The sequence below is a fragment of the Luteimonas sp. MC1782 genome, from assembly GCF_014164605.1.
Lineage (GTDB): Bacteria > Pseudomonadota > Gammaproteobacteria > Xanthomonadales > Xanthomonadaceae > Luteimonas.
In genome coordinates, this window is the sequence record NZ_JACJFT010000001.1 from 1,061,728 (window position 1) to 1,082,793 (window position 21,066).

Below are 21,066 nucleotides of genomic sequence, written 5' to 3' on the forward strand. Positions count from 1 at the left end.
TTGCGGCAGCCGCTTACTCGGCGGACGACTCGGCCGCGGCGGCGGCCTGCGCGGCGGCCTTGGCCTTGGCGTTGCCGGCGAGATCCTCGCGGATGCGCGCCTTCTTGCCCTGCAGGCCACGCAGGTAGTACAGCTTGCCGGCGCGCACCGCGCCACGGCGCTTCACCTGCACCGAATCGATCATCAGGCTGTGGCTCTGGAACACGCGCTCGACGCCGAAGCCGTGGGAGATCTTGCGCACGGTGAACGCGGAGTTCAGGCCGGCGTTCTTCTTGGCGATGACCACGCCTTCATAGGCCTGGACGCGCTCGCGGTTGCCTTCCTTCACCTTGACGTTGACGATGACGGTGTCGCCGGGACCGAAGTCAGGGAGCTGGCGCGTGGTCTGCTCGGCTTCGAAGTTCTGCAGCAGCGTGTTGATCGAGGGCTTGTTCATGGTGGGTCTTCGCTTGCCTGTTGGTAGTGCCCCTTGGGGGCGTGTTGTAGCGCGAGTGCACGTGGACCCGCGTCTTGGCGTGTTTACAGCTAAGCCGGACATTATACCGGCAACTTTCCCTTGCGCGCTAGGGGCTTACGGGGCTTCCTGCGACGGGTCACCCGCGGTGGCGAGGAATTCGTCCAGCAATCGTGCATCAGCCCGGGACAGGGCGCCGCGGTCAATCAGGTCCGGGCGGCGCTGCCAGGTGCGGCCGAGCGCCTGCTGGCGGCGCCAGCGGGCGATCGCGGCGTGGTTGCCGGACAGCAGCACCGGCGGCACCGCGCCGTAGGCATGCTCCAGCGGCCGCGTGTAGTGCGGGCAGTCCAGCAGCAAGGGGCCAGTGCCGTCTGTTGAAGGCTCGAAACTGTCCTGCGCCGCGGACTCGACATCGTTGAGCGCGCCCGGCAGCAGCCTGGCCACCGCGTCGACCACAACCGCCGCGGCGAGCTCACCGCCCGAGAGCACGTAGTCGCCGATCGACAGTTCCTCGTCCACCTCGGCGGCCAGCAGGCGCTCGTCGACGCCCTCGTAGCGGCCGCACAGCAGCACCAGGCGCGGCTCCAGCGCCAGCGCGCGGGCGCGGGCCTGGTCGAACGGCCTGCCCTGGGGACTGAGGTAGACCACGCGCGCCGGCTGCGGTGCCGCGGCCCGCGCGGCGGCCAGCGCCGTGCGCAACGGCTCGACCATCATCACCATGCCCGGGCCACCGCCGAACGGGCGGTCGTCGACGCGGCGGTAGCTGCCTTCGGCGAAATCACGCGGGTTCCAGCCGTGCACCGACAGCAGTCCACGCTCGCCCGCACGCCCGACCACGCCGTGGGCCGCGACCTGGGTGACGAACTCGGGAAACAGGCTGACGACGTCGATGCGCATGGCGGCTGCGGGTTCCGGGTTGCCTAGAACCCGGGATCCCAGTCGACGGTGACCAGGCCGGCGTCGAAATCGATCGACACGACGTAGTCAGGCACCACGAACGGAATCATCCGCTCGCGGTCGCCGCGTGCGACCAGCACATCGTTGGCGCCGGTGGAGAACAGGTGCGACACCGTGCCGAAATCGCTGCCGTCGACGTTGTGCACGCGCAGGCCTTCGAGGTCGACCCAGTAGTACTCGCCGGGTGCGGGCGGCGGCAGCGATTCGCGTGCCACCCAGACCTCGGTGCCGCGCAGCGCCTCGGCGGCGTCACGGTCCTCGATGCCGGGCAGTCGTGCGACCAGGCCCTTCGCCGTGTCGCGGCCAGTGGCGCCCTCGGCCACGCGCTCGGCGCCCTGCGCATCGCGCAGGGTCCACGGCTGGTAGCCGAGGATCGCGCGCGCCGGCTCGGTGAAGGACTCGAGTTTCAGCTCGCCACGCACGCCGAAGGCGCCGTGGACCCTGCCCAGCAGGATGCGGCGCCCGGTGACGTCCATTGCGGAAATGGGCCGCGCGTGGGGCGCGGCCCGCGCGTCAGGCGGCCGGAGCCGCTGCGGTGGCCGGAGCCTGCGCCTCGCGGTACAGGTTGCGGACCTTGTCGGTCATCTGCGCACCCTGCCCGACCCAATGGTCGACGCGGGCGGTATCGAGCACCACGCGCGACTCGGCGCCGGTGGCGACCGGGTTGTAGTAACCCACGCGCTCGATGTTGCGGCCGTCGCGCGCGCTGCGCGAGTCGGTGACGATGATGTGGTAGAAGGGGCGCTTCTTGGCGCCGCCGCGGGTGAGGCGGATCTTGACCATGGTGGTTTCCGTGTTGCCCAGTCGCCAGGATGGCGAGGTAAGCGGCGAATTGTAGCGGAATGCCCGGCGGGGAGGAAGCGCCCCCTCCGGCCGGTTTCAGACCACCTGCCAGGCAATGGTCGCGAAAGCGGCGCGCACGCCGGCGGCCGATCCTGGATCGCCGCGGAAGGCATGGCCATCGATCGACCCGATGTCCTGCAACCCGCGCGAGTTGGTCGCGAACGCGAAATCGAACGCACCCAGCGCATCCAGCCGCACCGGCATGGCCTGCTGCACGACACCCCGTGCCGCCAGGCGCGCCTGCAGCAGGCGTTCGCTCACGCCGCGCAGCGCGGGGGCGACGGGCCAGGTGATGCCGGCACGGCCGCCGAAGCCGATATTCCAGAAGCTGCCTTCCGCCACCAGCCCGCCACGGTCGACCAGGAGCGCATCGTCGAAGCCCTCCGCCTGCGCTTCCCTTCGCGCGTCCAGTTGGGGCGCGATGGCGAGGTGCTTGAGGTGCGGATCGACGCGCTGCAGGCACCGCGACTGCAGGCGCAGTGCGTGGCCGCCGGGTTCACGCGGACCTTCGATCTCGATGCGGGTCATCGGTGCATCACCGGCATCGGCAGCACCTTGCACGCGTGCGCCCTGCGCACCTGCGACCACTACACGCACGGTGCAGGCCTGCGCGGCGTCGCCGGCAATCGCCTCCCGGATCCGGCTGCGCAAGCCCGCAAGATCCAGGCTGTAGCCGAACATTGAACGGGTCGCACCTTCAAGGCGCGCGAGGTGCAGGTCAAGCCCGCGCACCGTGCCTTCGCGCACCTGGAAGCTGGTGAAGTGCCCGGGGTGCGCCGGCGCGTCCATCAGGCTGGCTGCAGCGCCGGCCTCAGCGGAACGGCATCGCGCCGCGGCCGCCCATCATGCCCTGCAGGCCGCGCATCATGCCCTTCATGCCGCCGCGGCCCAGCTTGGCCATCATTTTTTCCATCTGCTGGTACTGCTTCATCAGCTTGTTGACGTCGGCAGGCGTCACGCCGGAACCCGCGGCGATGCGCTTGCGGCGCGAGCCGTTGAGCAGGGCCGGGTTGCGGCGTTCCTTCTTGGTCATCGAACCGATGATCGCGACCATGCGCGGCACTTCGCGGCCGGTGACCTGGTTCTTGACCTCGTCGGAAATCTTGGCCATGCCCGGGAGCTTGTCCATCAGGCCATGGATGCCGCCCATGCCCTGCATCTGCTCGAGCTGGTCGCGCATGTCGTTGAGGTCGAACTTCTTGCCCTTGGCGACCTTCTCGGCGAGCTTCTGCGCCTTGTCCTTGTCGACCTGGCCTTCCACCTGCTCGACCAGCGACAGCACGTCGCCCATGTCGAGGATGCGGCTGGCGATGCGGTCCGGGTGGAACACGTCCAGGCCGTCGACCTTCTCGCCGGTGCCGATGAACTTGATCGGCTTGCCGGTGATGTAGCGCACGCTGAGCGCGGCGCCGCCGCGCGCGTCGCCATCGGTCTTGGTGAGCACCACGCCGGTCAGCGGCAGCGCTTCGCTGAAGGCCTTGGCGGTGTTGGCCGCGTCCTGGCCGGTCATCGCGTCGACCACGAACAGGGTCTCGACCGGGTTGACGGCGGCGTGCAGGGCCTTGATCTCGGCCATCATCGCTTCGTCGATCGCAAGCCGGCCCGCGGTATCGACCAGCAGCACATCGATGAAGGATTTCCGCGCGTCGTCGATCGCGGCGCGCACGATGTCCACGGGCTTCTGCGAGGCGTCGGATGCGAAGAAGCGCACGTCGACCTGTTCGGCCAGCGTCTTCAGCTGTTCGATCGCGGCCGGACGGTAGACGTCGGCGCTGACCACCATCACCTTCTTCTTGCGCTTTTCCTTCAACAGCTTGGCGAGCTTGCCGACGGTCGTGGTCTTGCCCGCGCCCTGCAGGCCGGCCATCAGCACCACCGCCGGCGCGGGCACGTTGAGGTTGAGGTCGGATGCCTGCGCGCCCATCACCGTGGTGAGCTCGTCGCGCACGACCTTGATCAGCGCCTGGCCCGGGGTCAGCGACTTCAGGACTTCCTGGCCGACTGCGCGCACCTTGATGCGTTCGATCAGCGCCTGCACCACCGGCAGCGCGACGTCGGCCTCGAGCAGCGCGATGCGCACTTCGCGGGTGGCTTCGCGGATGTTCTCCTCGGTCAGCCGTCCACGGCCACGCAGGCGCTCGATGGTGCCGGACAGGCGCTGGGTGAGGGACTCGAACATGGAATGCGACCGCGCAACGGGAGGGCCGGCCAGTATACCGGCACCCTGCGGGCGGCCATGATTGGCCTACACTTGTGCGATGACATCGATTCTCATCGCGGCCCTGCTGTACGCCCTTGCGACCGCGCTGCTGGTACGCGCCCTGCGCCGGGGGCCGTCCGTGGGACGCGGCTGGCTGCCGTTCGCGGCCGCGGCGGTGATCGCGCATGCCGTCGCGCACGCCATCGACTGGCATGCCGCCGCTGGCGTCGACCTGCATTTCCATGCCGCGCTGTCGCTGGTCGGGCTCGGCATGGCGGCGCTGACGACCGGGTACGGCGCGCGCGGGCGGATGGCGGCGCTGGGGGTAGTGGTGTTCCCGATCGCGATGGCCTCGCTGCTGGCCTGGGCCAGCCAGCATGGCGACAACGCCGGCGGCGCGCGGCTTTCGCTGCCGCTGCGCATGCACGCCGGTTCCGCGCTGCTCGCCTACGCCACGCTCGCCGTCGCCGCGGTGCTGGCGGTCATGCTGTGGCTGCAGGAGCGCAGCCTGCGCCGACGCGAATTCCACGGCTGGCTGCGCGTGCTGCCGCCGATGGTGGAACTGGAAACCCTGTTGTTCCGCACCATCGGCGTCGGCTTCGTGCTGCTCACTGCCACGCTGCTCACCGGGCTGGTGTTCGTGGACGATTTCTTCGCCCAGCACCTGGTGCACAAGTCGGTGCTGAGCGTGCTGTCGTGGCTGGCCTTTGGCGCGCTGCTGGTCGGCCGCTGGCGGCGCGGCTGGCGCGGGGCGATCGCCGTGCGCTGGACCCTTGCGGCGATGGTTCTGCTGGTGCTGGCGTTCTTTGGCAGCAAGTTCGTGCTGGAGATGGTGCTCGGCCGGGGTTGATGCCGGGGCAGCCTAGTCCGACGCGGCGCTGATCGCGTCCGACAGGCGCTCCACGGCCACCACCTCCATACCCTTGTAGGCACCCGCCCGCGGCGCGTTGGCCTTGGGCACGATCGCGCGCTTGAAGCCGTGCGTGGCGGCTTCCTTGAGGCGCTCCTCGCCGTTGGGCACCGGGCGGATCTCGCCCGACAGTCCGACCTCGCCGAACGCGATGGTCTTGTCCGCCAAGGGCTGGTCGCGCAGCGACGACAGCACGGCCAGCAGCACCGGCAGGTCGGCCGCGGTCTCCTGCACGCGGATGCCGCCGACCACGTTCACGAACACGTCCTGGTCGCCGACCATGACGCCGCCGTGCCGGTGCAGGACCGCCAGCAGCATCGCCAGCCGGTTCTGCTCCAGGCCCACCGCCACGCGCCGCGGATTGGACAGCGGCGAGGCGTCGACCAGCGCCTGCACCTCGACCAGCAGCGGCCGCGTGCCTTCGCGCGTGACCATCACGCAGCTCCCGGGCTGGCGCGTCGCGCCCGACAGGAAGATCGCGGACGGGTTCGGTACTTCCTTCAGCCCCTTGTCGCCCATCGCGAACACGCCAAGCTCGTTGACGGCGCCGAAGCGGTTCTTGAACGCGCGCAGCACCCGGAAACGGCTGCCGCTGTCGCCTTCGAAGTACAGCACCGCGTCGACCATGTGTTCGAGCACGCGCGGGCCGGCGATGCCGCCCTCCTTGGTGACATGGCCGACCAGGAATACGGCGGTGCCGGTCTCCTTGGCGTAGCGCACCAGGCGCGCCGCCGACTCGCGCACCTGCCCGACCGATCCCGGCGCGGCGGTCATCGATTCCGTCCACAGGGTCTGCACCGAGTCGGCAACGATCACCCGGGGCCGCAGCTTGGCGGCATGGCCGAGGATGTTCTCCACGCCGGTTTCGGCCAGGGCGCTCAGGCCGTCGAGCGGCAGGCCGAGGCGCGCGGCGCGACCGGCCACCTGGGCCAGCGACTCCTCGCCAGTCACATACAGCCCCGGCAGCGTGGCCGACATGCTGGCCATGGCCTGCAGCAGCAGAGTGGACTTGCCGATGCCGGGATCGCCACCCACCAGCACCACAGCCCCTTCCACCAGTCCGCCGCCGAGCACGCGGTCGAATTCGCCGATGCCGGTCGAGACGCGCTCGTCCTCGTGGTGGCGCACGTCCTTGAGCGCGGTGACCTGCGGCGCTTCGACCTTGCCGGCCCAGCCGCCGCGGCGCGCGGGCGACGACGCCTTGGCCGCGGAGGCCGGCTCCAGCACGATCTCCGACACGGTGTCCCAGGCCCCGCAGGCGCCGCACTGGCCCTGCCACTTGCTGGAATCGGCGCCGCATTCGGTGCAGACGTAGGCGGTGCGCGCCTTGGCCATGGACATCCCGTGGGTGATGGAGAGGGCGCAGGATAGCGGCGACCGGTCGCGCCGGGCGAGACGCGGCGCCGCGATAGACGCGCTTTGACCGCATGCGTCCGCACGCCCTACAATGCGCGGCCACGCCGGAATAGCTCAGTTGGTAGAGCGGCGCATTCGTAATGCGTAGGTCGTAGGTTCGATTCCTATTTCCGGCACCATATGACCGTCCCGCGAGGGCCGAGAAAGTCCAGAAAGCCCGCAGAAATGCGGGTTTTTTGTTGCCCGCTGTCCGGTAACGTCCGAAAGCATCCATTGCAATCTGCCCCCAAGCGGGGGCATATGTGGGGGCAAGGGGCAGGTGCGATGCCCCGCATGCCCCCAATGAGGATGCCCCATGCCCCTAAGCGACGTTGCCATCCGCAAGGCCAAGCCCGGCATTCATCCTGACAAGGGCGAAACCGGCAAGCCGTACAAGCTTGCCGATGCTGGCGGGCTGTACCTGGAGGTCATGCCTACGGGCGGGAAGCTGTGGCGCTGGAAGTACCGCCACGCCGGCAAGGAAAAGCGGCTGGCGCTAGGGGCATATCCCGACGTGACGCTAGCCGCTGCCCGTGAGCGGCACGCAGCGGGGCGTACGCTGCTGGCGGCCGGCATTGATCCCGGCGAGCAACGCAAAGCGGAAAAAGCGGCCACGGTGGATAGGGCTGCAAACACTTTCGCAGCCGTGGCGACGGAGATGATGGCGCAGCGAGGCGGGAAGCTGTCCGTAACGTCACAGGAGCGCGCCACGCGCCTGCTGGGCTACCTGTCGCCTATCGCGAACATGCCGATTGCCGCCGTAGATGGCCCGCTGCTGCTGGCAGCCCTGCGCAAGATCGAAGCACGCGGCGGCGAGACAACGCATCGGGCGCGCGCCTTCGCTGGGCAGGTGTTCCGCTACGGCATCGCCACCGGACGCAATACCGGCAACCCTGCCCGCGACCTGCTGGGGGCATTGACGCCAGTCAAGGGCGGACACTTCGCAAGTCTGACTGACCCCGCGACCGTGGCCCCGCTGCTGCGCGCACTGTGGGGCTATCAGGGCGGGCCGGTAGTGCAAGCCGCGTTGAAGGTGGCCCCGCTGGTGTTTGTGCGGCCCGGCGAGCTGCGCACTGCGCGATGGGCGGAGATTGACCTAGACGCGGCGGAATGGCGCTTCACAGCGAGCAAAACCGGCACCCCGCATATCGTGCCGCTGTCCACGCAAGCCGTAGAAGTCCTGCGCGGCCTGCAACCGTTGACCGGGCGTGGTGAGTACGTCTTTCCAAGCGAGCGCGGCAAGGGCCGGCCAATGTCTGAGAACACCGTCAACGCCGCACTTCGCGCACTGGGCTATGGCCCCGACACCATGACCGGCCACGGGTTCCGCGCGATGGCGCGGACGATTCTTGATGAAGTCCTAGGCTTCCGGCCCGACTACATAGAACACCAGTTGGCGCACGCGGTACGCGACCCGAACGGCCGTGCCTACAACCGCACCGCGCACCTGCCGGAGCGGCGCGTAATGATGCAGGCGTGGGCCGACTATCTGGACAACCTGCGTGTAGGCGGAAACGTGGTCGCCATTCGCAAGGCGTCCTGACCTAACAGCCGCACCTAGCCCGACGGGACGCATTTGTCCGCGCACGCAACTATGGCAATGTGTCCACACGGACTTCGTCGCACAGAACCCGCCAGCAAGGGTCCAGTGGTTGTTGAATGGCCGCAGTGTTCGATACCGTCCGCGGCACTGGCGTAATCGTGTTGGTTCCACAGGCGCATATCTAACTGCTACTGCAAGCGCCTGAAATAGCGGAATCGAAACCCCGAGGGGGCCATGAAAAAGGCCCCCACCGTTAGCGCGGCAGGGGCCTAAGGTTCCATTGGTAGGCAATGGGCCGGCGGACCGGCGAGGTCATTCTGGACACCCCAGGACGATCCACGCAAGCCCCCGGCCTCTAAACGAGGTCTTTATACGATGACGATTCACGAAGACTCGCAAATCGCGAGACGGGATAGTGTTGCCGAGCGTCCGCTGCTGCACTCCATTGACGGGGCTTGTAAGCATCTTTCGATGGGGCGCAGTTGGCTGTATGCGGAAATCTCCGCAGGTCGTATCCAGGTCGCACGGCTGGGGCGGCGAACGCTGATACCAGATGCGGAACTTCAGCGAATCGCGGCGCGGGCGGTGGTGGCGTGAAGCGCGCCGGCTTGCCAGAAACCGGCTTCCTGCGACTGCCTGAAGTCCTGACCCTGTACCCCGTTTCCCGTTCTACCTGGTGGGCTGGCGTGCGCGCTGGCCGCTTCCCGCCAGCGGTACAGATCGGGACGCGTTGCACCGCGTGGCGAGCCGAAGATATCCGCGCGCTGATAGACGCCACGGGTAGCGGGAGGCCGTCGGAATGAAACGGCCCAATGAAAACCCCCTGACCCCGGACAGCTTGGCGGCGGACGGGATGCAGGGGGCAGGTGCAAACGCGGTGGGCGTCGGCAAGGCAGAGCATAGCCGCACCGAGCAGGTGGCGCTATTTGCGGCGGCGGCGCTAATGGATGCAGCCCGCGACTACTTCCAGGATTGTGCGCTGGCAACCGACGATCCCCGGCCCGGAGTAGTGGAGGCGGCGGACCTGCTGGAGGCGGCGCGCGCTGCGCTCGCTGGCGAGGTGCCACGGTGATCGGCCCGCGTGACTGCCCCCGCTGGGAAGGATGCAGCGCGCCAGTGTGCCCGCTGGCCCACGACTGGCGGCGGACGCGTCACCTCGACGGCGAACGCGTCTGCGGCCTGCTGTGTGAGCTTGCCAAAGACGGCGGGGAGCCGCGTCTAAGGGCGGCGCTGTCTACGGCGCTGGTGGATAGGCTGGCGACCATAGGCCCGCAGGTGGCCGCACGATGGGAGCGCGTGCGGAAGCGCGTACGAGAGGCGGCGCGTAGCGGTTCCCGCATGGCGGCGGGGCAACGCCTGGCGCAAGGGCGGGGCGGCGCTGTCATGGATGCACCGCCTACGCCTAGCGATGCCCTGAGGACGGCGGGGGCAATGATGGCGACGGGTCACCATGCAGCGCGCGGGGCATACGGTGAAGCCGCGTAGCCGGGTGCGGCACAAGGGGCGGCGGGAGGGCGGAACGTTTGCGCCGCTTCCCCATGCCGTCCTGGACTCGGATGCGTGGCGACTGTGTTCGGGGACGGCAATCAAGCTGCTGTGTGACCTGGCCCGCCAGTACCACGGGCGCAACAACGGCGACCTATGCGCGGCGGCTGCAATCGTTCCGGGCTATGCACCGGAAACCCGGACGCGCGCGCTGCGGGAGCTGCGGCACTACGGGCTGCTGCTGTTGACCCGGCAAGGCGGCCTGCATGGTCCCAGCTTGTTTGCCCTGAGCTGGAACGCCATCGACGACTGCGGGCGGCGGCTGGAAGTGTCGCCAACCGTAACCCCGCCGGGTGACTGGAAAGGGCCAAAGGTGCCCTACAAGCCGGCACCGCGAAAACGGAAGGCCAGTACGGATTCCGAAGTCGATGGGTACGGATTCCGAAGCGATGGCCCCGTAAAGCCCCCGTAGCCGATACGGATTCCGTAGCCATCTGGACGGCGTTGGACAAGTCGCCTAGTACGGATTCCGAACACCTTTCTAGATTCTTACCAGTGGGGTGCAAGGTTGGTGGCGTAGAGGCGGACTGTTCCGGGCGGGTGAACCGGAGTATTCCGTCACCATGGAGGACGGCGACCTGGCGGTAACCTTGCGGTGACGTTGCTAGACCCGGCCCCCGCTGCTGACACGGCGGGGGCTGTCTATTTTAGAGAGCAATTAGAGTTCAGCACGGCGACCCGTGGCCGATGCCACCGGGCGAACATCGGCAAGAAAGCGGCGGCGCGGGCATCACCTGCCGCTGCGCGTCGGGCGGCGAGGATGGCAGGGCCGTCCATAGGGGCGGCACCGGGTCATGGTAGGCCGCTAGGATCATTTCGGGTGCTGGCATGGGGCATAGGCCGGCTTCCCGTCCTGGCTAGGGTTCTGCCCTGGCGAGAGGTAAGGCGAGGCGATGCTGAGCGTTCCGCGCACGCACGCGAGGTAGGTCGAGAGTTGGTGACCAATACGCGCACGCACGCGAGGCCGGCCTAGGAGTTTGTGGACCAGTACGCGCGCGCACGCGAGGGCACGGGGCGGGTTTTGCGACCAGGTGCGCGCACGCGCAAGGCCACCGGGGGGGCATGGTGGAACTGTCGGGCGGTCGCCATCTAGCACCGGTCGCCAGTCGCGCAGGGGCAAACCGCAACATTTCTGCCGTTTGTTTATCCCCTGGCGGCCTATGGCCTACGGGGGATGGGGCGAACGCCGGCAAGGCCCGCGTCCTAGCGAAGCTGCGGCAGGCTCGCCGTAAAGGGGGGGGTGGTCGGAGGTCCAGCCCACCGGCCTCGGAATCCGCCCACCTAGCTTTTTTCATGCGTCCGCAAAACTCGACTCACGAGCCGACCGACTCCAAGGCCCGAAAATCGCTGCCAAGTTCAGCCCGCAGACCGCCGCCTAAGCCGCGCGTTATCGCTATGGCCAGCACGCGAGGTGCCCCGCGCCGTTGCGTCTAGTCGGTCCCGTATTCTTCCCGCAGCCTGTCCTTCCACTTGTGCGCCCACGCTTCGACGTAGCCGCGCGCCGTGGCTTCCGTGGGCCGGAACACGTAGCGCCGGGTGATGAGCGTCGGATTGATCCCGATACGCCAGCCTGAGTCAACGCGAGTGAGAAAGGCGACCCGCTGCCCGCCGAGGAACATGGCTGGTTCGTTGTCGGCGTCTACGCGCCACTGGAAGCCTTCGGGGAGCATGGCGGCACCGTACCTTCACCCGGTCGCAACCCGCGCGACCCTACGTTCCCGCCGACGCCTACCGGAGCCGGCCATGCCCCAGTCGCTAGAAAAACTCGACGCGCGGATCGCGGCCCTGCGAGAGCAGATGACGGAGATCCTGACGTTCGACGAAAAGGACCAAATGGATGCGTTCGCTGGTATTGCGGACGAAATTCTAGAGGACGCAGGCATAGAGCACCGGGAGCACGTGTGGACTGCGCTGCAATGCCTTCTGCGCGATGCCGGCCTGATCCCTGGCGACGATGAGCCTTGCGGTGAGTAGTTGCCAGCACCGCCGCAATCCGTGCGACGGCCGCCCTGGCCGGACGTTGCTGGCATGGGGGCAGCGTAGGCCCGTACCGTCGCGGCTACTGCGACCGCCGTCGCTATCCTGAGCCGATGCCAGACGACCACGACAAGCCGGCCCCGCCGAAGCCTACGGGTGAACCTTTCGGGCACCTCACGCTGCGGGATACGCGCACGCGGGAAGAGAAGGCAGAGGCGCAGGCAAAAGAGGACGCGCGCCGGAAAGGACGCGGGCGCAAAGACTGGTGGAAGCATCTCCCGCCGGAGCGGAAGCCGCCGCCATGACACCCCTAGCGGCGACCGTGTGGGGGCAGATTTGGGGGCAAAGCCCGGAGCCTTCTTGCCGAGGCCCGCGCAGTTGCTAGCCTACAGGCCGTCTTTCGGAGCCTATTTCCGGCACCAACGACGCAAAAAGGCCGCCTTCGGGCGGCCTTTTTGTTGCGCGAGCCAGGCTACGCCGGGGAGGCCCGGTTGCGCGCCCTACTCCACCAGCCGCAGGCGCAGTTCCTTGGGCAGGGCGAACACCATGTTCTCCGGCTCGCCGGACAGCTCGCGGATGCCCTGGGCGCCGAGCTCGCGCAGCCGCGCCAGCACGCCTTCGACCAGCACGTCGGGCGCCGACGCGCCCGCGGTCACGCCGATGTGGCGGCGACCCTCGACCCAGCGCACGTCGATCTCGTCGGCACCGTCGATCAGGTAGGCCTCGACGCCGTCGCGTTCGGCGAGTTCGCGCAGGCGGTTGGAATTCGAGCTGTTCGGCGAACCGACCACCAGCACCAGGTCGCACTGCGACGCCAGCGCGCGCACGGCATCCTGGCGGTTCTGGGTGGCGTAGCAGATGTCGTCGTTCTTCGGCCCCTGGATCGCCGGGAAGCGCAGGCGCAGGGCCTCGATGACGCTGCGGGTGTCGTCCACCGACAGCGTGGTCTGCGTGGTGTAGGCCAGGTTTCCGGGCTGCGAGACCTCGAGCACGGCGGCGTCGGCGACGTCTTCGACCAGGTAGATGCGCCCGCTGCCGCGTTCCCTGTTCCACTGGCCCATGGTGCCTTCGACCTCCGGATGACCCGCATGGCCGATCAGCACCACGTCGCGCCCGGCGCGGCATTGGCGCGCGACCTCGAGGTGCACCTTGGTCACCAGCGGACAGGTGGCATCGAACACCTTCAGGCCGCGCCGGTCGGCTTCCTGGCGCACCGCCTGCGAGACGCCGTGGGCGCTGAAGATCACGGTGTTGCCATCGGGCACCTCGTCGAGCTCCTCGACGAAGATGGCACCCCGCTTTTTCAGGTCGTCGACCACGTAGCGGTTGTGCACCACCTCGTGGCGTACGTAGATCGGCGCGCCGAGCGTCTCGATGGCACGCTTGACGATTTCGATGGCGCGGTCCACGCCGGCGCAGAAACCACGGGGGTTGGCGAGCACGATATCCATGCCGCCATTGTACCGCCGCGAACGTGACCCTTCCCCGCCTGCGCGGGAGGGGCGCCGTCAGGGGGCCGTTGCCTTCGGGGCGAGCAGCCCGAACAGGGCGATGCCGATCGCGCCGCCGACGATCGCGGCATCGGCGATGTTGAATGCGGGCCAGAAATGGCCGCGCCAGTGCCACTGGATGAAATCGATGACATGGCCATGCACCAGCCGGTCGATGACGTTGCCGATCGCGCCGCCGATGACCAGCGCGAACGGCAGCGCCGTGCGCCAGTCGCCGCGCGGGGTGCGCGACAGCCATACCGCCAGCAGGCCGCTGATGCCGAAGGCCAGGATGCTGAAGAACCACTTCTGCCAGCCGCCGGCATCGGACAGGAAGCTGAACGCCGCGCCGGTGTTGTAGGTGCGGTACCAGTTCCAGAACCCTTCGACCACCGGGATGGCCGTGTACTCCGGAAGGCTGGTGAGCACCCACTGCTTGCTCAGCTGGTCGAGCACGATCACCAGCGCCGACAGCAGCAGCCATGGCAGCGCGTTGCGTGCGGGCTTCAGAACCATTGGCGATCCTCCGCGTTGCCGTCGACGTTGCCGGCGCAGCGCGTGCACAGCAGCGGATGCGCGGAGACGCTGCCGATGTCGCCGCGATGCTGCCAGCAGCGGACGCACTTGGGCTTGCTGGTGGGCGTCGCACTGACGCCGATGTCGGTGGCGCCGTCGTCGACCACCAGTGCGACATCGCCGCTGATCAGCAGGAAACGCAGCTCGTCGAGCAGCGGCGACAGCCGGTTCTGGTCGGCAACGCCGCAGGCGAGCGTGATCTCGGCTTCCAGCGCGGCGCCGATCACGCCGCTGGCGCGCATCGGCTCGAGCACCTTGGAGACCTGCTCTCGCAGGCGCAGCAGTTCGTCGAACGCGCGCGCCGACATCGGCGCATCGTCGGCCATCGGCGCAAGGCCGTCGTACCAGGTGGCGAACAGCACGTTGTCCTCGCGCGCGCCGGGCAGGTGGCTCCACATCTCGTCGGCGGTGAACGCCAGCACCGGCGCGATCCAGCGCACGAAGGCCTCGGTGATGCGGTACATCGCGCTCTGCGCGCTGCGGCGGCCGCGCGAGTCTTCCGGCATGGTGTACAGCCGGTCCTTGGTGACGTCGAGGTACAGCGAGCCCAGGTCGACGCTGCAGAAATTGAGCAGGGCCTGGATGATTTCCGCGAAGTCGTAGCGCGCGTACGCGGCCACGATCTTCTCCTGCACTTCCCACGCGCGGTGCACGATCCAGCGGTCCAGCGCCACCATGTCGTCCAGCGGGCGCAGGTCGCGCACCGGGTCGAAGCCATGCAGGTTGCCGAGCAGGAAGCGCGCGGTGTTGCGGATGCGGCGGTAGGCGTCGGCGTTGCGCTTGAGGATCTCCTTGGACAGCGACATCTCGTTGCTGTAGTCGGCCGACGCGATCCACAGGCGCAGGATGTCCGCGCCCAGCGTCTTCATGATTTCCTGCGGCTCGATGCCGTTGCCGAGCGACTTCGACATCTTGCGGCCGTTCTCGTCGACCGTGAAGCCGTGGGTCAGGCATTGCCGGTACGGCGCGGCGCCGTCGATCGCGATGCCGGTGAGCAGCGACGACTGGAACCAGCCGCGATGCTGGTCCGAGCCTTCCAGGTACAGGTCGGCCGGCTTGCCGATGTCGCGCGCCGCCAGCACGCACTCGTGGGTCACGCCGGAATCGAACCAGACGTCGAGGATGTCGGTGATGCGGTCGTAGTCACCGGCCTCGTCGCCCAGCAGTTCGGCCGGATCGAGGTCGTACCAGGCATCGATGCCGCCCGCCTCGACGCGGTCGGCGGCGGCGCGCATCAGTTCGCTGGAGCGCGGGTGCGGCTCGCCGCTCTCGCGGTGCACGAACAACGCGATCGGCACGCCCCAGGTGCGCTGGCGCGAGATCGTCCAGTCGGGCCGGCCCTCGACCATGCCGGCGATGCGGGCCTCGCCCCAGGCGGGGAACCACTCCACGCCCTGGATGGCGGCGAGCGCGTTGCGGCGCAGCCCCGCCTGGTCCATGGAGATGAACCACTGCGGCGTGGCGCGGAACACCACCGGCGTGCGGTGGCGCCAGCAGTGCGGGTAGCTGTGCTGCAGGCCGGCGTGCGCGAGCAGGGCACAGTTCGAGCGCAGCACCTCCACGATTGCGTCGTTGGCCTTCCAGATGTGCGTGCCGGCGAGCGCCACGCCGTCCGCCGCCGGCGTCGACGGCAGGTACACGCCGCGGCCGTCGACCGGGTTGAGCTGCGCCGCCGTGTACTTCTCGACCAGCCCGTACTGCCGCGCCGCCACGAAGTCCTCCTGGCCATGCCCGGGAGCGGTGTGCACCGCGCCGGTGCCATCCTCGGCGGTCACGTGCTCGCCGAGGATCAGCGGGATGTCGCGCTCGGCGTAGAACGGGTGCGCCAGCAGCTGGCCTTCGAGCGCGCTGCCCGGGGCATGACCGTGCACGGCCACCTCGTCCACGCCGTAGCGTGCAAGCGCCTTCGCCTCGAGGCCCGAGGCCAGCACCAGCCAGCGGCGCTGGCCGCCGTGCGCCGGCCCTTCGACCAGCGGGCCCTCGACAAGTGTGTAGTCCAGCGCCGCGCCCACCGCCACCGCCAGCGATGCCGGCAGCGTCCACGGCGTGGTCGTCCAGATCGGCACCGCGATCTCGACGTCCCCGGGCACCTCGGTGCCAAAGGCCCGCGCCAGTGCCTGCGCATCACGCGCCCGGTACGCCACGTCGACCGCGGGCGACTGCTTGTCCTGATATTCGATCTCCGCCTCGGCCAGCGCCGAGCCGCAGTCGAAACACCAGTAGACCGGCTTCACGCCACGCAAGAGGTGGCCGTTGTCGACCACCCTGGCGAGCGCGCGCATCTCGTCGGCCTCGAACTTCGGGTCGAGCGTGAGGTACGGGTTGTCCCAATCGCCGAGCACGCCCAAGCGCTTGAAATCGCGCATCTGCAGTTCGATCTGCGACAGCGCGTAGTCGCGGCAGGCCTGGCGGAACGCGGTGGCGTCGAGCTTCACGCCGACCTTGCCGTGCTTCTTCTCGATCGCGATCTCGATCGGCAGCCCGTGGCAGTCCCAGCCGGGAATGTACGGCGCGTCGAACCCGGCGACGGTCTTCGAGCGGACGATGATGTCCTTGAGGATCTTGTTGACCGCATGCCCGAGGTGGATGGCCCCATTGGCATACGGCGGACCGTCGTGCAGTACGAACTTAGGCCGACCCGCGGCGTGCTCGCGCAGTCGTGTGTACAGCCCTTCGGCCTCCCAGCGCGCCAGCGTGTCCGGCTCCCGCTTGGGCAGGTCGCCGCGCATCGGGAACGCGGTCTCGGGCAGGAGGATGGTCGGCTTGTAGCGCTGGCTGTCGTCGTCGGTCACGCGGTCGCTCGCTGCGGGGTATGCATCAAAATGTGGCGCGCCTGTGTGGCGTCGCGATCCATCTGCGCGACCAGGGTCGGCAGGTCGGGGTATTTTTCCTCGTCGCGCAGGCGCGCCACGAACTCGACCGCGATGCGCCGACCATAGAGGTCGCCGTCGAAATCGAACAGGTGGGCTTCCAGCAGCGGCTCCACGCCGTCCACGGTGGGGCGGGTGCCGAAGCTCGACACCGAGGGCCACGGCTGGTCACCGATGCCGTGCACGCGGGTCGCGTAGATGCCCTGCAACGCCGGCACCTTGCCGCCGAAGCGCAGGTTAGCGGTGGGGAAGCCCAGCGTGCGGCCGAGCTGGCGTCCGCGCACCACGCGGCCGGCGATGGCATAGGGCCTGTCGAGCAGCCGGGTGGCGGCGGCGAAGTCGCCTGCCGTCAGGGCGGCGCGGATCCGGGTACTGGACACGCGCTCGTCGTCGAGCAGCACCGGCGCGATCTCGCCGGCGGCGAACCCGAGCCGCTGCCCCGCCTGGCGCAGGGTGTCGAGGTCACCGGCGCGCCGCTGGCCGTAGCGGAACCCGGGCCCCACCCAGACCTCGCGCGCCGCGAGCCGCCCGGCCAGGACCGACTCCGCAAACGCATCCGGCGACATCGCCGCGAAGCCGGCGTTGAAGCGCAGCAGGCCGACGGCGTCGGCACCAAGCGCGCACAAGCCTTCGAACTTGGCACGTGGCAGCGCCAGCCGCGGCGGCGGCGCGGCGGGCGCGAAGAACTCGCGGGGCAACGGCTCGAAGCTCAGCGCGACCAGCGGCAACCCGAGCGCGCGGGCGCGCCCGGCCGCGTGGCGCAGCAGCGCGCGATGGCCGAGGTGCAGGCCGTCGAAGGCGCCGATGCAGGCCACGCTGCCTTCGCGGCACAAAGGCCCGCCGTCGACGTCGCGGAACAGCTGCTTCATGGGGTCCTGGGTGGAGAGGTGCGGCCACCACCGGCGCCGCGACCGCGTGGGGTCGACCGCAGAGTATAACGGCGGCGCTCCACCGCCGGCCTCAATGCCGCAGGTGGCGGGGGCGCAGGCCAAGCGCAAGCAGCGCCAGGCCATAGGTGGCCGCCCCGGCGGAGATGGTCGCCAGCAGCCAGCCGACGCGTGCCTGCCAGCCAGCGAGCGCGGTCCAGTCACCGATCCATGCGCGCATCGCAAGCACCGCCGCCGCCATCGCGGCGCACGCCAGCAGCAGCCGCAGGCCGAACCGGCCCCAGCCGGCCGCCGGCAGGTACACGCCGCCGCGCCGCAGGTAGCGCCACAGCAACCAGGCATTGGCCACCCCGGCCAGGCCCGTGGCGAGTGCGATGCCGCCGTGCGCGCCGGGCGTGTCGTGCAGCCACATCGGCGTGGTGAAGGCGATGGTGAGCGCCACGTTGATGGCGACCGTGAGCAGGGCCGCGCGCATCGGCGTCTTCATGTCCTGGCGGGCGTAGAACGCCGGCGCCAGCACCTTGCTGAGCATGAAGGCCGGGATGCCGATGCTCATGGCGGTCAGGCTGAGCGCCGCCATCCGCGTGTCCACCGCGGTGAACGCGCCGTAGTTGTAGACCGTGGCCGTCACCGGCTCGGCCAGCAGCAGCAGCCCGAGGCCCGCCGGCAGCCCGGCCAGCAGCGCCATCCGCAGCGCCCAATCGAGCGAATGGCTGTAACCCGCCGCGTCCTCGGCGGCATGGCGGCGCGACAGGTGCGGCAGGATCACCGTGCCCAGCGCCACGCCGAACAGCCCCAGCGGGAACTCGACCAGGCGGTCGGAGTAGTACAGCCAGTCCTGGCTGCCGTCGGCCAGCAGCGACGCGAACGCCGTGCCGACCAGCAGGTTGACCTGCGCCACCGACGAGGAGAACAGCGTCGGCAACATCAGCTTGCCGACCCGACGCACGTCCGGATGGCGGAAGCCGGGGCGAAGGCGCGGCCGCAGGCCCAGCCTTCCGAGCGCCGGCCACAACAGCACCAGTTGCAGGAACCCGGCGATCAGCACGCCCCAGGCCAGGCCCACCGGCTGCACCTCGAAGCGCGGCGCGAGCCAGAACATGGCGGCGATCATCGTCAGGTTGTGCAGCACCGGGGTGAACGCCGGCAGCGCGAAGCGCCCTTCGCTGTTGAGCACCGAGCTGGCCAGCGCCATCATCGAAATGAACAGCAGGTACGGGAAGGTGATCCTCAGCATCATCGCCGTCTGCGAGAACTTTTCCGGCTCGTCCAGCGCGCCTGGCGTGAACAGCGCGGTGATCACCGGCGCCAGCAACACGCCGGCCGCGCACACCACCAGCACCACCGCGCACAGCGCGCCGGCCATGTGGTCGATGAAGTCCTTCAGCGCCGCGCGGTCACCGCGCTCCTTGATCTCGTTGAGCACCGGCACGAAGGCCATCGCCATCGAACCCTCCGCGAACACGCGGCGCAGGAAGTTCGGGATCCGGTAGGCGACGATGAACGCGCTCATCGCGCCACCGGTGCCGAACAGCGTGGCCTGCAGCATGTCGCGCACGAAGCCGGCGATCCGCGACAGCAGGGTCATCGCGCTGAACACCGCGGTCGAGCGCATCAGCCCGCCACGCGGGCCGCGCCCGCCGGGGCCAGGGGCGCCCGGCGTGGCTGCCGAAGCGGCCGCGGGCGCGGCCGCGGCGGGATCGGGGCTGTCAACGCCCGGTGCGGGGGCGGAGCCGGTCACGCCCGCCGCCCCGCGTGGCGGGCATTGTTGACGCAAGCCCCTGATTCACCCATAATTTCCTGCTTGCTCGACCCCAAACTCATCTCTACCCCAGTTTCCAGGATCCCATCGTGGCCAACATCAAGTCCTCCAAGAAGCGCGCCAAGCAGGCTGTCGTGCGCAACCTGCGCAACAACAGCCAGCGTTCGCAGCTGCGCACCGCCGTCAAGAAAGTGCTCAAGGCGCTCGACGCCAACGATGCCGCCGGCGCCCGCGAGGCCTTCAACGTCGCGCAGCCGATCCTCGATCGCTTCAGCGCGCGTGGCCTGATCCACCGCAACAAGGCCGCCCGCCACAAGAGCCGCATCAACGCCCGCATCAAGGCGCTTGCCGCCGCCTGAGGCCGTTGCACCGGCGCTCCCTGAAAACCCGGCCCCGGCCGGGTTTTTTGCGTGGGCTGGGCGGAAGGTCAGAGCAAGGGCGTTCTTGGCTACGGATTTGCGCGGACTTACCCGGATCTGTCCGAGGCGGGCAAATGCGTCACGCGCTGGCAGCCGCGTATGGTCTGGCTCTTGCCCTCCTGCCGTTCCCACCCCGCCCACCTCAGCCCCCGGCCGGGTCAGCCGGAGCGGCTGCGTCGGCTGCGTCGGCTGCATCCGCGGCTTCGGCGGCCAGCAGGGCCTGTTCATCGAGGAACGCCTGGACCTTGAGCATCACGTCGCGGGTGCCCGTGTGCGCGAGGCCCGAGACCACGAACCAGGGCTGGGTCCAGCCGAGCTCGGACACGATGCGCTCCGCCAGTTCGCGTGCGTCGTCGGCCGGCAGCAGGTCGGCCTTGTTGAGCAGCAGCCAGCGCGGCTTGTCCATCAGGCCGGCATCGAACTTCGCCAGCTCGTGTTCGATCGCCCGCACCTGCGCCGCCGCGTCCGAGCCGTCGAGCGGTTCCACCTCGACCAGGTGCAGCAGCAGGCTGGTGCGCTGGATGTGGCGCAGGAACAGTGCGCCGAGGCCCGCGCCGTCCGCCGCGCCCTCGATCAGGCCGGGAATGTCGGCGATCACGAAGCTGCGTGCCGGCTCCACGCTGACCACCCCGAGGTTCGGGTAAAGGGTGGTGAACGGATAGTCCGCGACCTTCGGCGTCGCCGCCGAGACCGCGCGGATCAGGGTCGACTTGCCGGCGTTCGGGAAGCCCAGCAGGCCGACATCGGCCAGCAGCTTCAACTCCAGGCGCAGCGCGCGCTGCTCGCCCTCGCCGCCCGGCGTGGCGCGGCGCGGGGCGCGGGTGATCGAACTCTTGAAATGCATGTTGCCCAGCCCGCCCTGCCCGCCGCGCGCCACCAGCAGCCGGTCGCCGTCGTTGACCAGGTCGCCGATCACCTCGTCGGTGTCGATGTTGAGCACCTGGGTGCCCACCGGCACGGTGATCACCGTGTCGATGCCACCCTTGCCGTAGCGCTGCTGGCCCATGCCGTCCTCGCCGCGCTGGGCGCGGAAGGCCTTCTGGTGGCGGAAATCGACCAGGGTGTTGAGGTTGCGCGTGGCCTGGATCCAGACGTTGCCGCCGTCTCCGCCATCGCCACCATCGGGGCCACCGAGGGGGATGTACTTCTCGCGCCGGAAACCGACGCAGCCATTGCCGCCATTGCCGGCGGTCACGGTGATTTCGGCTTCGTCGACGAGTTTCATGTCTGGATCCGCT

General features: G+C 69.1%; 20 protein-coding genes and 1 tRNA gene. 7 read left to right on the top strand and 14 right to left on the bottom strand.

Annotated elements, in window-relative coordinates; translation table 11 throughout:
• Positions 1-13: 13 nt before the first annotated feature.
• The 6 genes from rplS to ffh form a co-directional block, all read right to left on the bottom strand.
• The gene (gene rplS, locus H5368_RS05005) at positions 14-436 is read right to left on the bottom strand and encodes a 50S ribosomal protein L19 (RefSeq protein WP_182821949.1); all 423 of its coding nucleotides are present in this window, start codon (positions 434-436) and stop codon (positions 14-16) included.
• Positions 437-571: 135 nt separating this feature from the next.
• The gene (gene trmD / locus H5368_RS05010; protein WP_182821951.1) at positions 572-1,351 is read right to left on the bottom strand and encodes a tRNA (guanosine(37)-N1)-methyltransferase TrmD; all 780 of its coding nucleotides are present in this window, start codon (positions 1,349-1,351) and stop codon (positions 572-574) included.
• A 23-nt stretch (positions 1,352-1,374) separates the two neighbouring features.
• Entirely contained in the window at positions 1,375-1,887 is a 513-nt protein-coding gene (gene rimM / locus H5368_RS05015) for a ribosome maturation factor RimM (protein ID WP_182821953.1), read from the bottom strand.
• Between the two features lie 37 nt (positions 1,888-1,924).
• On the bottom strand, positions 1,925-2,194 hold the full coding sequence (gene rpsP, locus H5368_RS05020; RefSeq protein ID WP_182821955.1) for a 30S ribosomal protein S16: 270 nt from the start codon (positions 2,192-2,194) through the stop codon (positions 1,925-1,927).
• A gap of 96 nt (positions 2,195-2,290) precedes the next feature.
• A complete protein-coding gene (locus H5368_RS05025) occupies positions 2,291-3,043 on the bottom strand; it encodes an aminotransferase class IV (protein ID WP_182821958.1) in 753 nt (250 codons plus the stop codon).
• A gap of 22 nt (positions 3,044-3,065) precedes the next feature.
• On the bottom strand, positions 3,066-4,433 hold the full coding sequence (gene ffh / locus H5368_RS05030; RefSeq protein ID WP_182821960.1) for a signal recognition particle protein: 1,368 nt from the start codon (positions 4,431-4,433) through the stop codon (positions 3,066-3,068).
• A gap of 79 nt (positions 4,434-4,512) precedes the next feature.
• On the opposite strand from ffh, the gene ccsA reads away from it, so the two are divergent.
• The gene (ccsA, locus tag H5368_RS05035) at positions 4,513-5,304 is read left to right on the top strand and encodes a cytochrome c biogenesis protein CcsA (RefSeq protein ID WP_182821962.1); all 792 of its coding nucleotides are present in this window, start codon (positions 4,513-4,515) and stop codon (positions 5,302-5,304) included.
• A 12-nt stretch (positions 5,305-5,316) separates the two neighbouring features.
• Here ccsA and radA read toward each other — a convergent pair whose 3' ends face one another.
• Positions 5,317-6,699, bottom strand: coding sequence for a DNA repair protein RadA (gene radA / locus H5368_RS05040; protein ID WP_182821964.1), 1,383 nt, complete (start codon positions 6,697-6,699; stop codon positions 5,317-5,319).
• Positions 6,700-6,823: 124 nt separating this feature from the next.
• Here radA and H5368_RS05045 point away from each other — a divergent pair.
• The 4 genes from H5368_RS05045 (at position 6,824) to H5368_RS05060 (ending at position 9,374) form a co-directional block, all read left to right on the top strand.
• Positions 6,824-6,899 (top strand) — tRNA-Thr (locus tag H5368_RS05045).
• A gap of 176 nt (positions 6,900-7,075) precedes the next feature.
• Positions 7,076-8,302 carry an integrase arm-type DNA-binding domain-containing protein gene (locus H5368_RS05050; RefSeq protein WP_182821966.1) on the top strand — a complete coding sequence of 409 codons (1,227 nt, stop codon included), beginning with the start codon at positions 7,076-7,078 and terminating at the stop codon, positions 8,300-8,302.
• Between the two features lie 593 nt (positions 8,303-8,895).
• Positions 8,896-9,105: an AlpA family phage regulatory protein gene (locus H5368_RS05055; RefSeq protein ID WP_182821968.1), complete on the top strand. Its 210-nt coding sequence runs from the start codon at positions 8,896-8,898 to the stop codon at positions 9,103-9,105.
• Positions 9,102-9,374: a hypothetical protein gene (locus H5368_RS05060; RefSeq protein WP_182821971.1), complete on the top strand. Its 273-nt coding sequence runs from the start codon at positions 9,102-9,104 to the stop codon at positions 9,372-9,374. The genes H5368_RS05055 and H5368_RS05060 overlap by 4 nt, the downstream gene beginning before the upstream one ends.
• A gap of 1,903 nt (positions 9,375-11,277) precedes the next feature.
• Here the strand turns inward: H5368_RS05060 and H5368_RS05065 are convergent.
• Positions 11,278-11,517 carry a hypothetical protein gene (locus H5368_RS05065; protein WP_182821973.1) on the bottom strand — a complete coding sequence of 80 codons (240 nt, stop codon included), beginning with the start codon at positions 11,515-11,517 and terminating at the stop codon, positions 11,278-11,280.
• 73 nt (positions 11,518-11,590) lie between these two features.
• On the opposite strand from H5368_RS05065, the gene H5368_RS05070 reads away from it, so the two are divergent.
• Positions 11,591-11,821: a hypothetical protein gene (locus H5368_RS05070; protein ID WP_182821975.1), complete on the top strand. Its 231-nt coding sequence runs from the start codon at positions 11,591-11,593 to the stop codon at positions 11,819-11,821.
• Between the two features lie 503 nt (positions 11,822-12,324).
• Here H5368_RS05070 and ispH read toward each other — a convergent pair.
• The 5 genes from ispH to murJ all read right to left on the bottom strand — a co-directional run bounded on the left by ispH (position 12,325) and on the right by murJ (position 19,262).
• Entirely contained in the window at positions 12,325-13,275 is a 951-nt protein-coding gene (gene ispH / locus H5368_RS05075) for a 4-hydroxy-3-methylbut-2-enyl diphosphate reductase (protein ID WP_182821978.1), read from the bottom strand.
• A 57-nt stretch (positions 13,276-13,332) separates the two neighbouring features.
• Positions 13,333-13,830, bottom strand: coding sequence for a signal peptidase II (gene lspA / locus H5368_RS05080; protein ID WP_182821980.1), 498 nt, complete (start codon positions 13,828-13,830; stop codon positions 13,333-13,335).
• Positions 13,821-16,619, bottom strand: a complete 2,799-nt coding sequence (gene ileS / locus H5368_RS05085; RefSeq protein ID WP_220486567.1) for an isoleucine--tRNA ligase — start codon at positions 16,617-16,619, stop codon at positions 13,821-13,823. The genes lspA and ileS overlap by 10 nt, the downstream gene beginning before the upstream one ends.
• Before the next feature lie 59 nt (positions 16,620-16,678).
• Positions 16,679-17,629: a bifunctional riboflavin kinase/FAD synthetase gene (locus tag H5368_RS05090; RefSeq protein ID WP_182821985.1), complete on the bottom strand. Its 951-nt coding sequence runs from the start codon at positions 17,627-17,629 to the stop codon at positions 16,679-16,681.
• 91 nt (positions 17,630-17,720) lie between these two features.
• On the bottom strand, positions 17,721-19,262 hold the full coding sequence (gene murJ, locus H5368_RS05095; RefSeq protein WP_182823768.1) for a murein biosynthesis integral membrane protein MurJ: 1,542 nt from the start codon (positions 19,260-19,262) through the stop codon (positions 17,721-17,723).
• 236 nt (positions 19,263-19,498) lie between these two features.
• Here murJ and rpsT point away from each other — a divergent pair, with 236 nt between their 5' ends.
• On the top strand, positions 19,499-19,768 hold the full coding sequence (rpsT, locus tag H5368_RS05100) for a 30S ribosomal protein S20 (RefSeq protein ID WP_182821986.1): 270 nt from the start codon (positions 19,499-19,501) through the stop codon (positions 19,766-19,768).
• Between the two features lie 202 nt (positions 19,769-19,970).
• Here the strand turns inward: rpsT and cgtA are convergent, their stop codons facing one another.
• A complete protein-coding gene (gene cgtA / locus H5368_RS05105; RefSeq protein WP_182821988.1) occupies positions 19,971-21,053 on the bottom strand; it encodes an Obg family GTPase CgtA in 1,083 nt (360 codons plus the stop codon).
• Between the last annotated feature and the right edge of the window lie 13 nt (positions 21,054-21,066).

What these genes read in the sequence shown, in the direction of transcription:
- H5368_RS05025 (WP_182821958.1), bottom strand. Translation starts at nt 3,043, where the DNA reads ATGGACGCGCCGGCGCACCCCGGGCACTTCACCAGCTTCCAGGTGCGC.
- H5368_RS05065 (WP_182821973.1), bottom strand. Translation starts at nt 11,517, where the DNA reads ATGCTCCCCGAAGGCTTCCAGTGGCGCGTAGACGCCGACAACGAACCA.
- cgtA (WP_182821988.1), bottom strand. Translation starts at nt 21,053, where the DNA reads ATGAAACTCGTCGACGAAGCCGAAATCACCGTGACCGCCGGCAATGGC.
- trmD (WP_182821951.1), bottom strand. Translation starts at nt 1,351, where the DNA reads ATGCGCATCGACGTCGTCAGCCTGTTTCCCGAGTTCGTCACCCAGGTC.
- rpsP (WP_182821955.1), bottom strand. Translation starts at nt 2,194, where the DNA reads ATGGTCAAGATCCGCCTCACCCGCGGCGGCGCCAAGAAGCGCCCCTTC.
- ccsA (WP_182821962.1), top strand. Translation starts at nt 4,513, where the DNA reads ATGACATCGATTCTCATCGCGGCCCTGCTGTACGCCCTTGCGACCGCG.
- ispH (WP_182821978.1), bottom strand. Translation starts at nt 13,275, where the DNA reads ATGGATATCGTGCTCGCCAACCCCCGTGGTTTCTGCGCCGGCGTGGAC.
- ileS (WP_220486567.1), bottom strand. Translation starts at nt 16,619, where the DNA reads ATGCGCGGCGACCTGCCCAAGCGGGAGCCGGACACGCTGGCGCGCTGG.
- H5368_RS05050 (WP_182821966.1), top strand. Translation starts at nt 7,076, where the DNA reads ATGCCCCTAAGCGACGTTGCCATCCGCAAGGCCAAGCCCGGCATTCAT.
- rimM (WP_182821953.1), bottom strand. Translation starts at nt 1,887, where the DNA reads ATGGACGTCACCGGGCGCCGCATCCTGCTGGGCAGGGTCCACGGCGCC.
- H5368_RS05060 (WP_182821971.1), top strand. Translation starts at nt 9,102, where the DNA reads ATGAAACGGCCCAATGAAAACCCCCTGACCCCGGACAGCTTGGCGGCG.
- H5368_RS05090 (WP_182821985.1), bottom strand. Translation starts at nt 17,629, where the DNA reads ATGAAGCAGCTGTTCCGCGACGTCGACGGCGGGCCTTTGTGCCGCGAA.
- murJ (WP_182823768.1), bottom strand. Translation starts at nt 19,262, where the DNA reads ATGCGCTCGACCGCGGTGTTCAGCGCGATGACCCTGCTGTCGCGGATC.
- ffh (WP_182821960.1), bottom strand. Translation starts at nt 4,433, where the DNA reads ATGTTCGAGTCCCTCACCCAGCGCCTGTCCGGCACCATCGAGCGCCTG.
- lspA (WP_182821980.1), bottom strand. Translation starts at nt 13,830, where the DNA reads ATGGTTCTGAAGCCCGCACGCAACGCGCTGCCATGGCTGCTGCTGTCG.
- H5368_RS05070 (WP_182821975.1), top strand. Translation starts at nt 11,591, where the DNA reads ATGCCCCAGTCGCTAGAAAAACTCGACGCGCGGATCGCGGCCCTGCGA.
- radA (WP_182821964.1), bottom strand. Translation starts at nt 6,699, where the DNA reads ATGGCCAAGGCGCGCACCGCCTACGTCTGCACCGAATGCGGCGCCGAT.
- rplS (WP_182821949.1), bottom strand. Translation starts at nt 436, where the DNA reads ATGAACAAGCCCTCGATCAACACGCTGCTGCAGAACTTCGAAGCCGAG.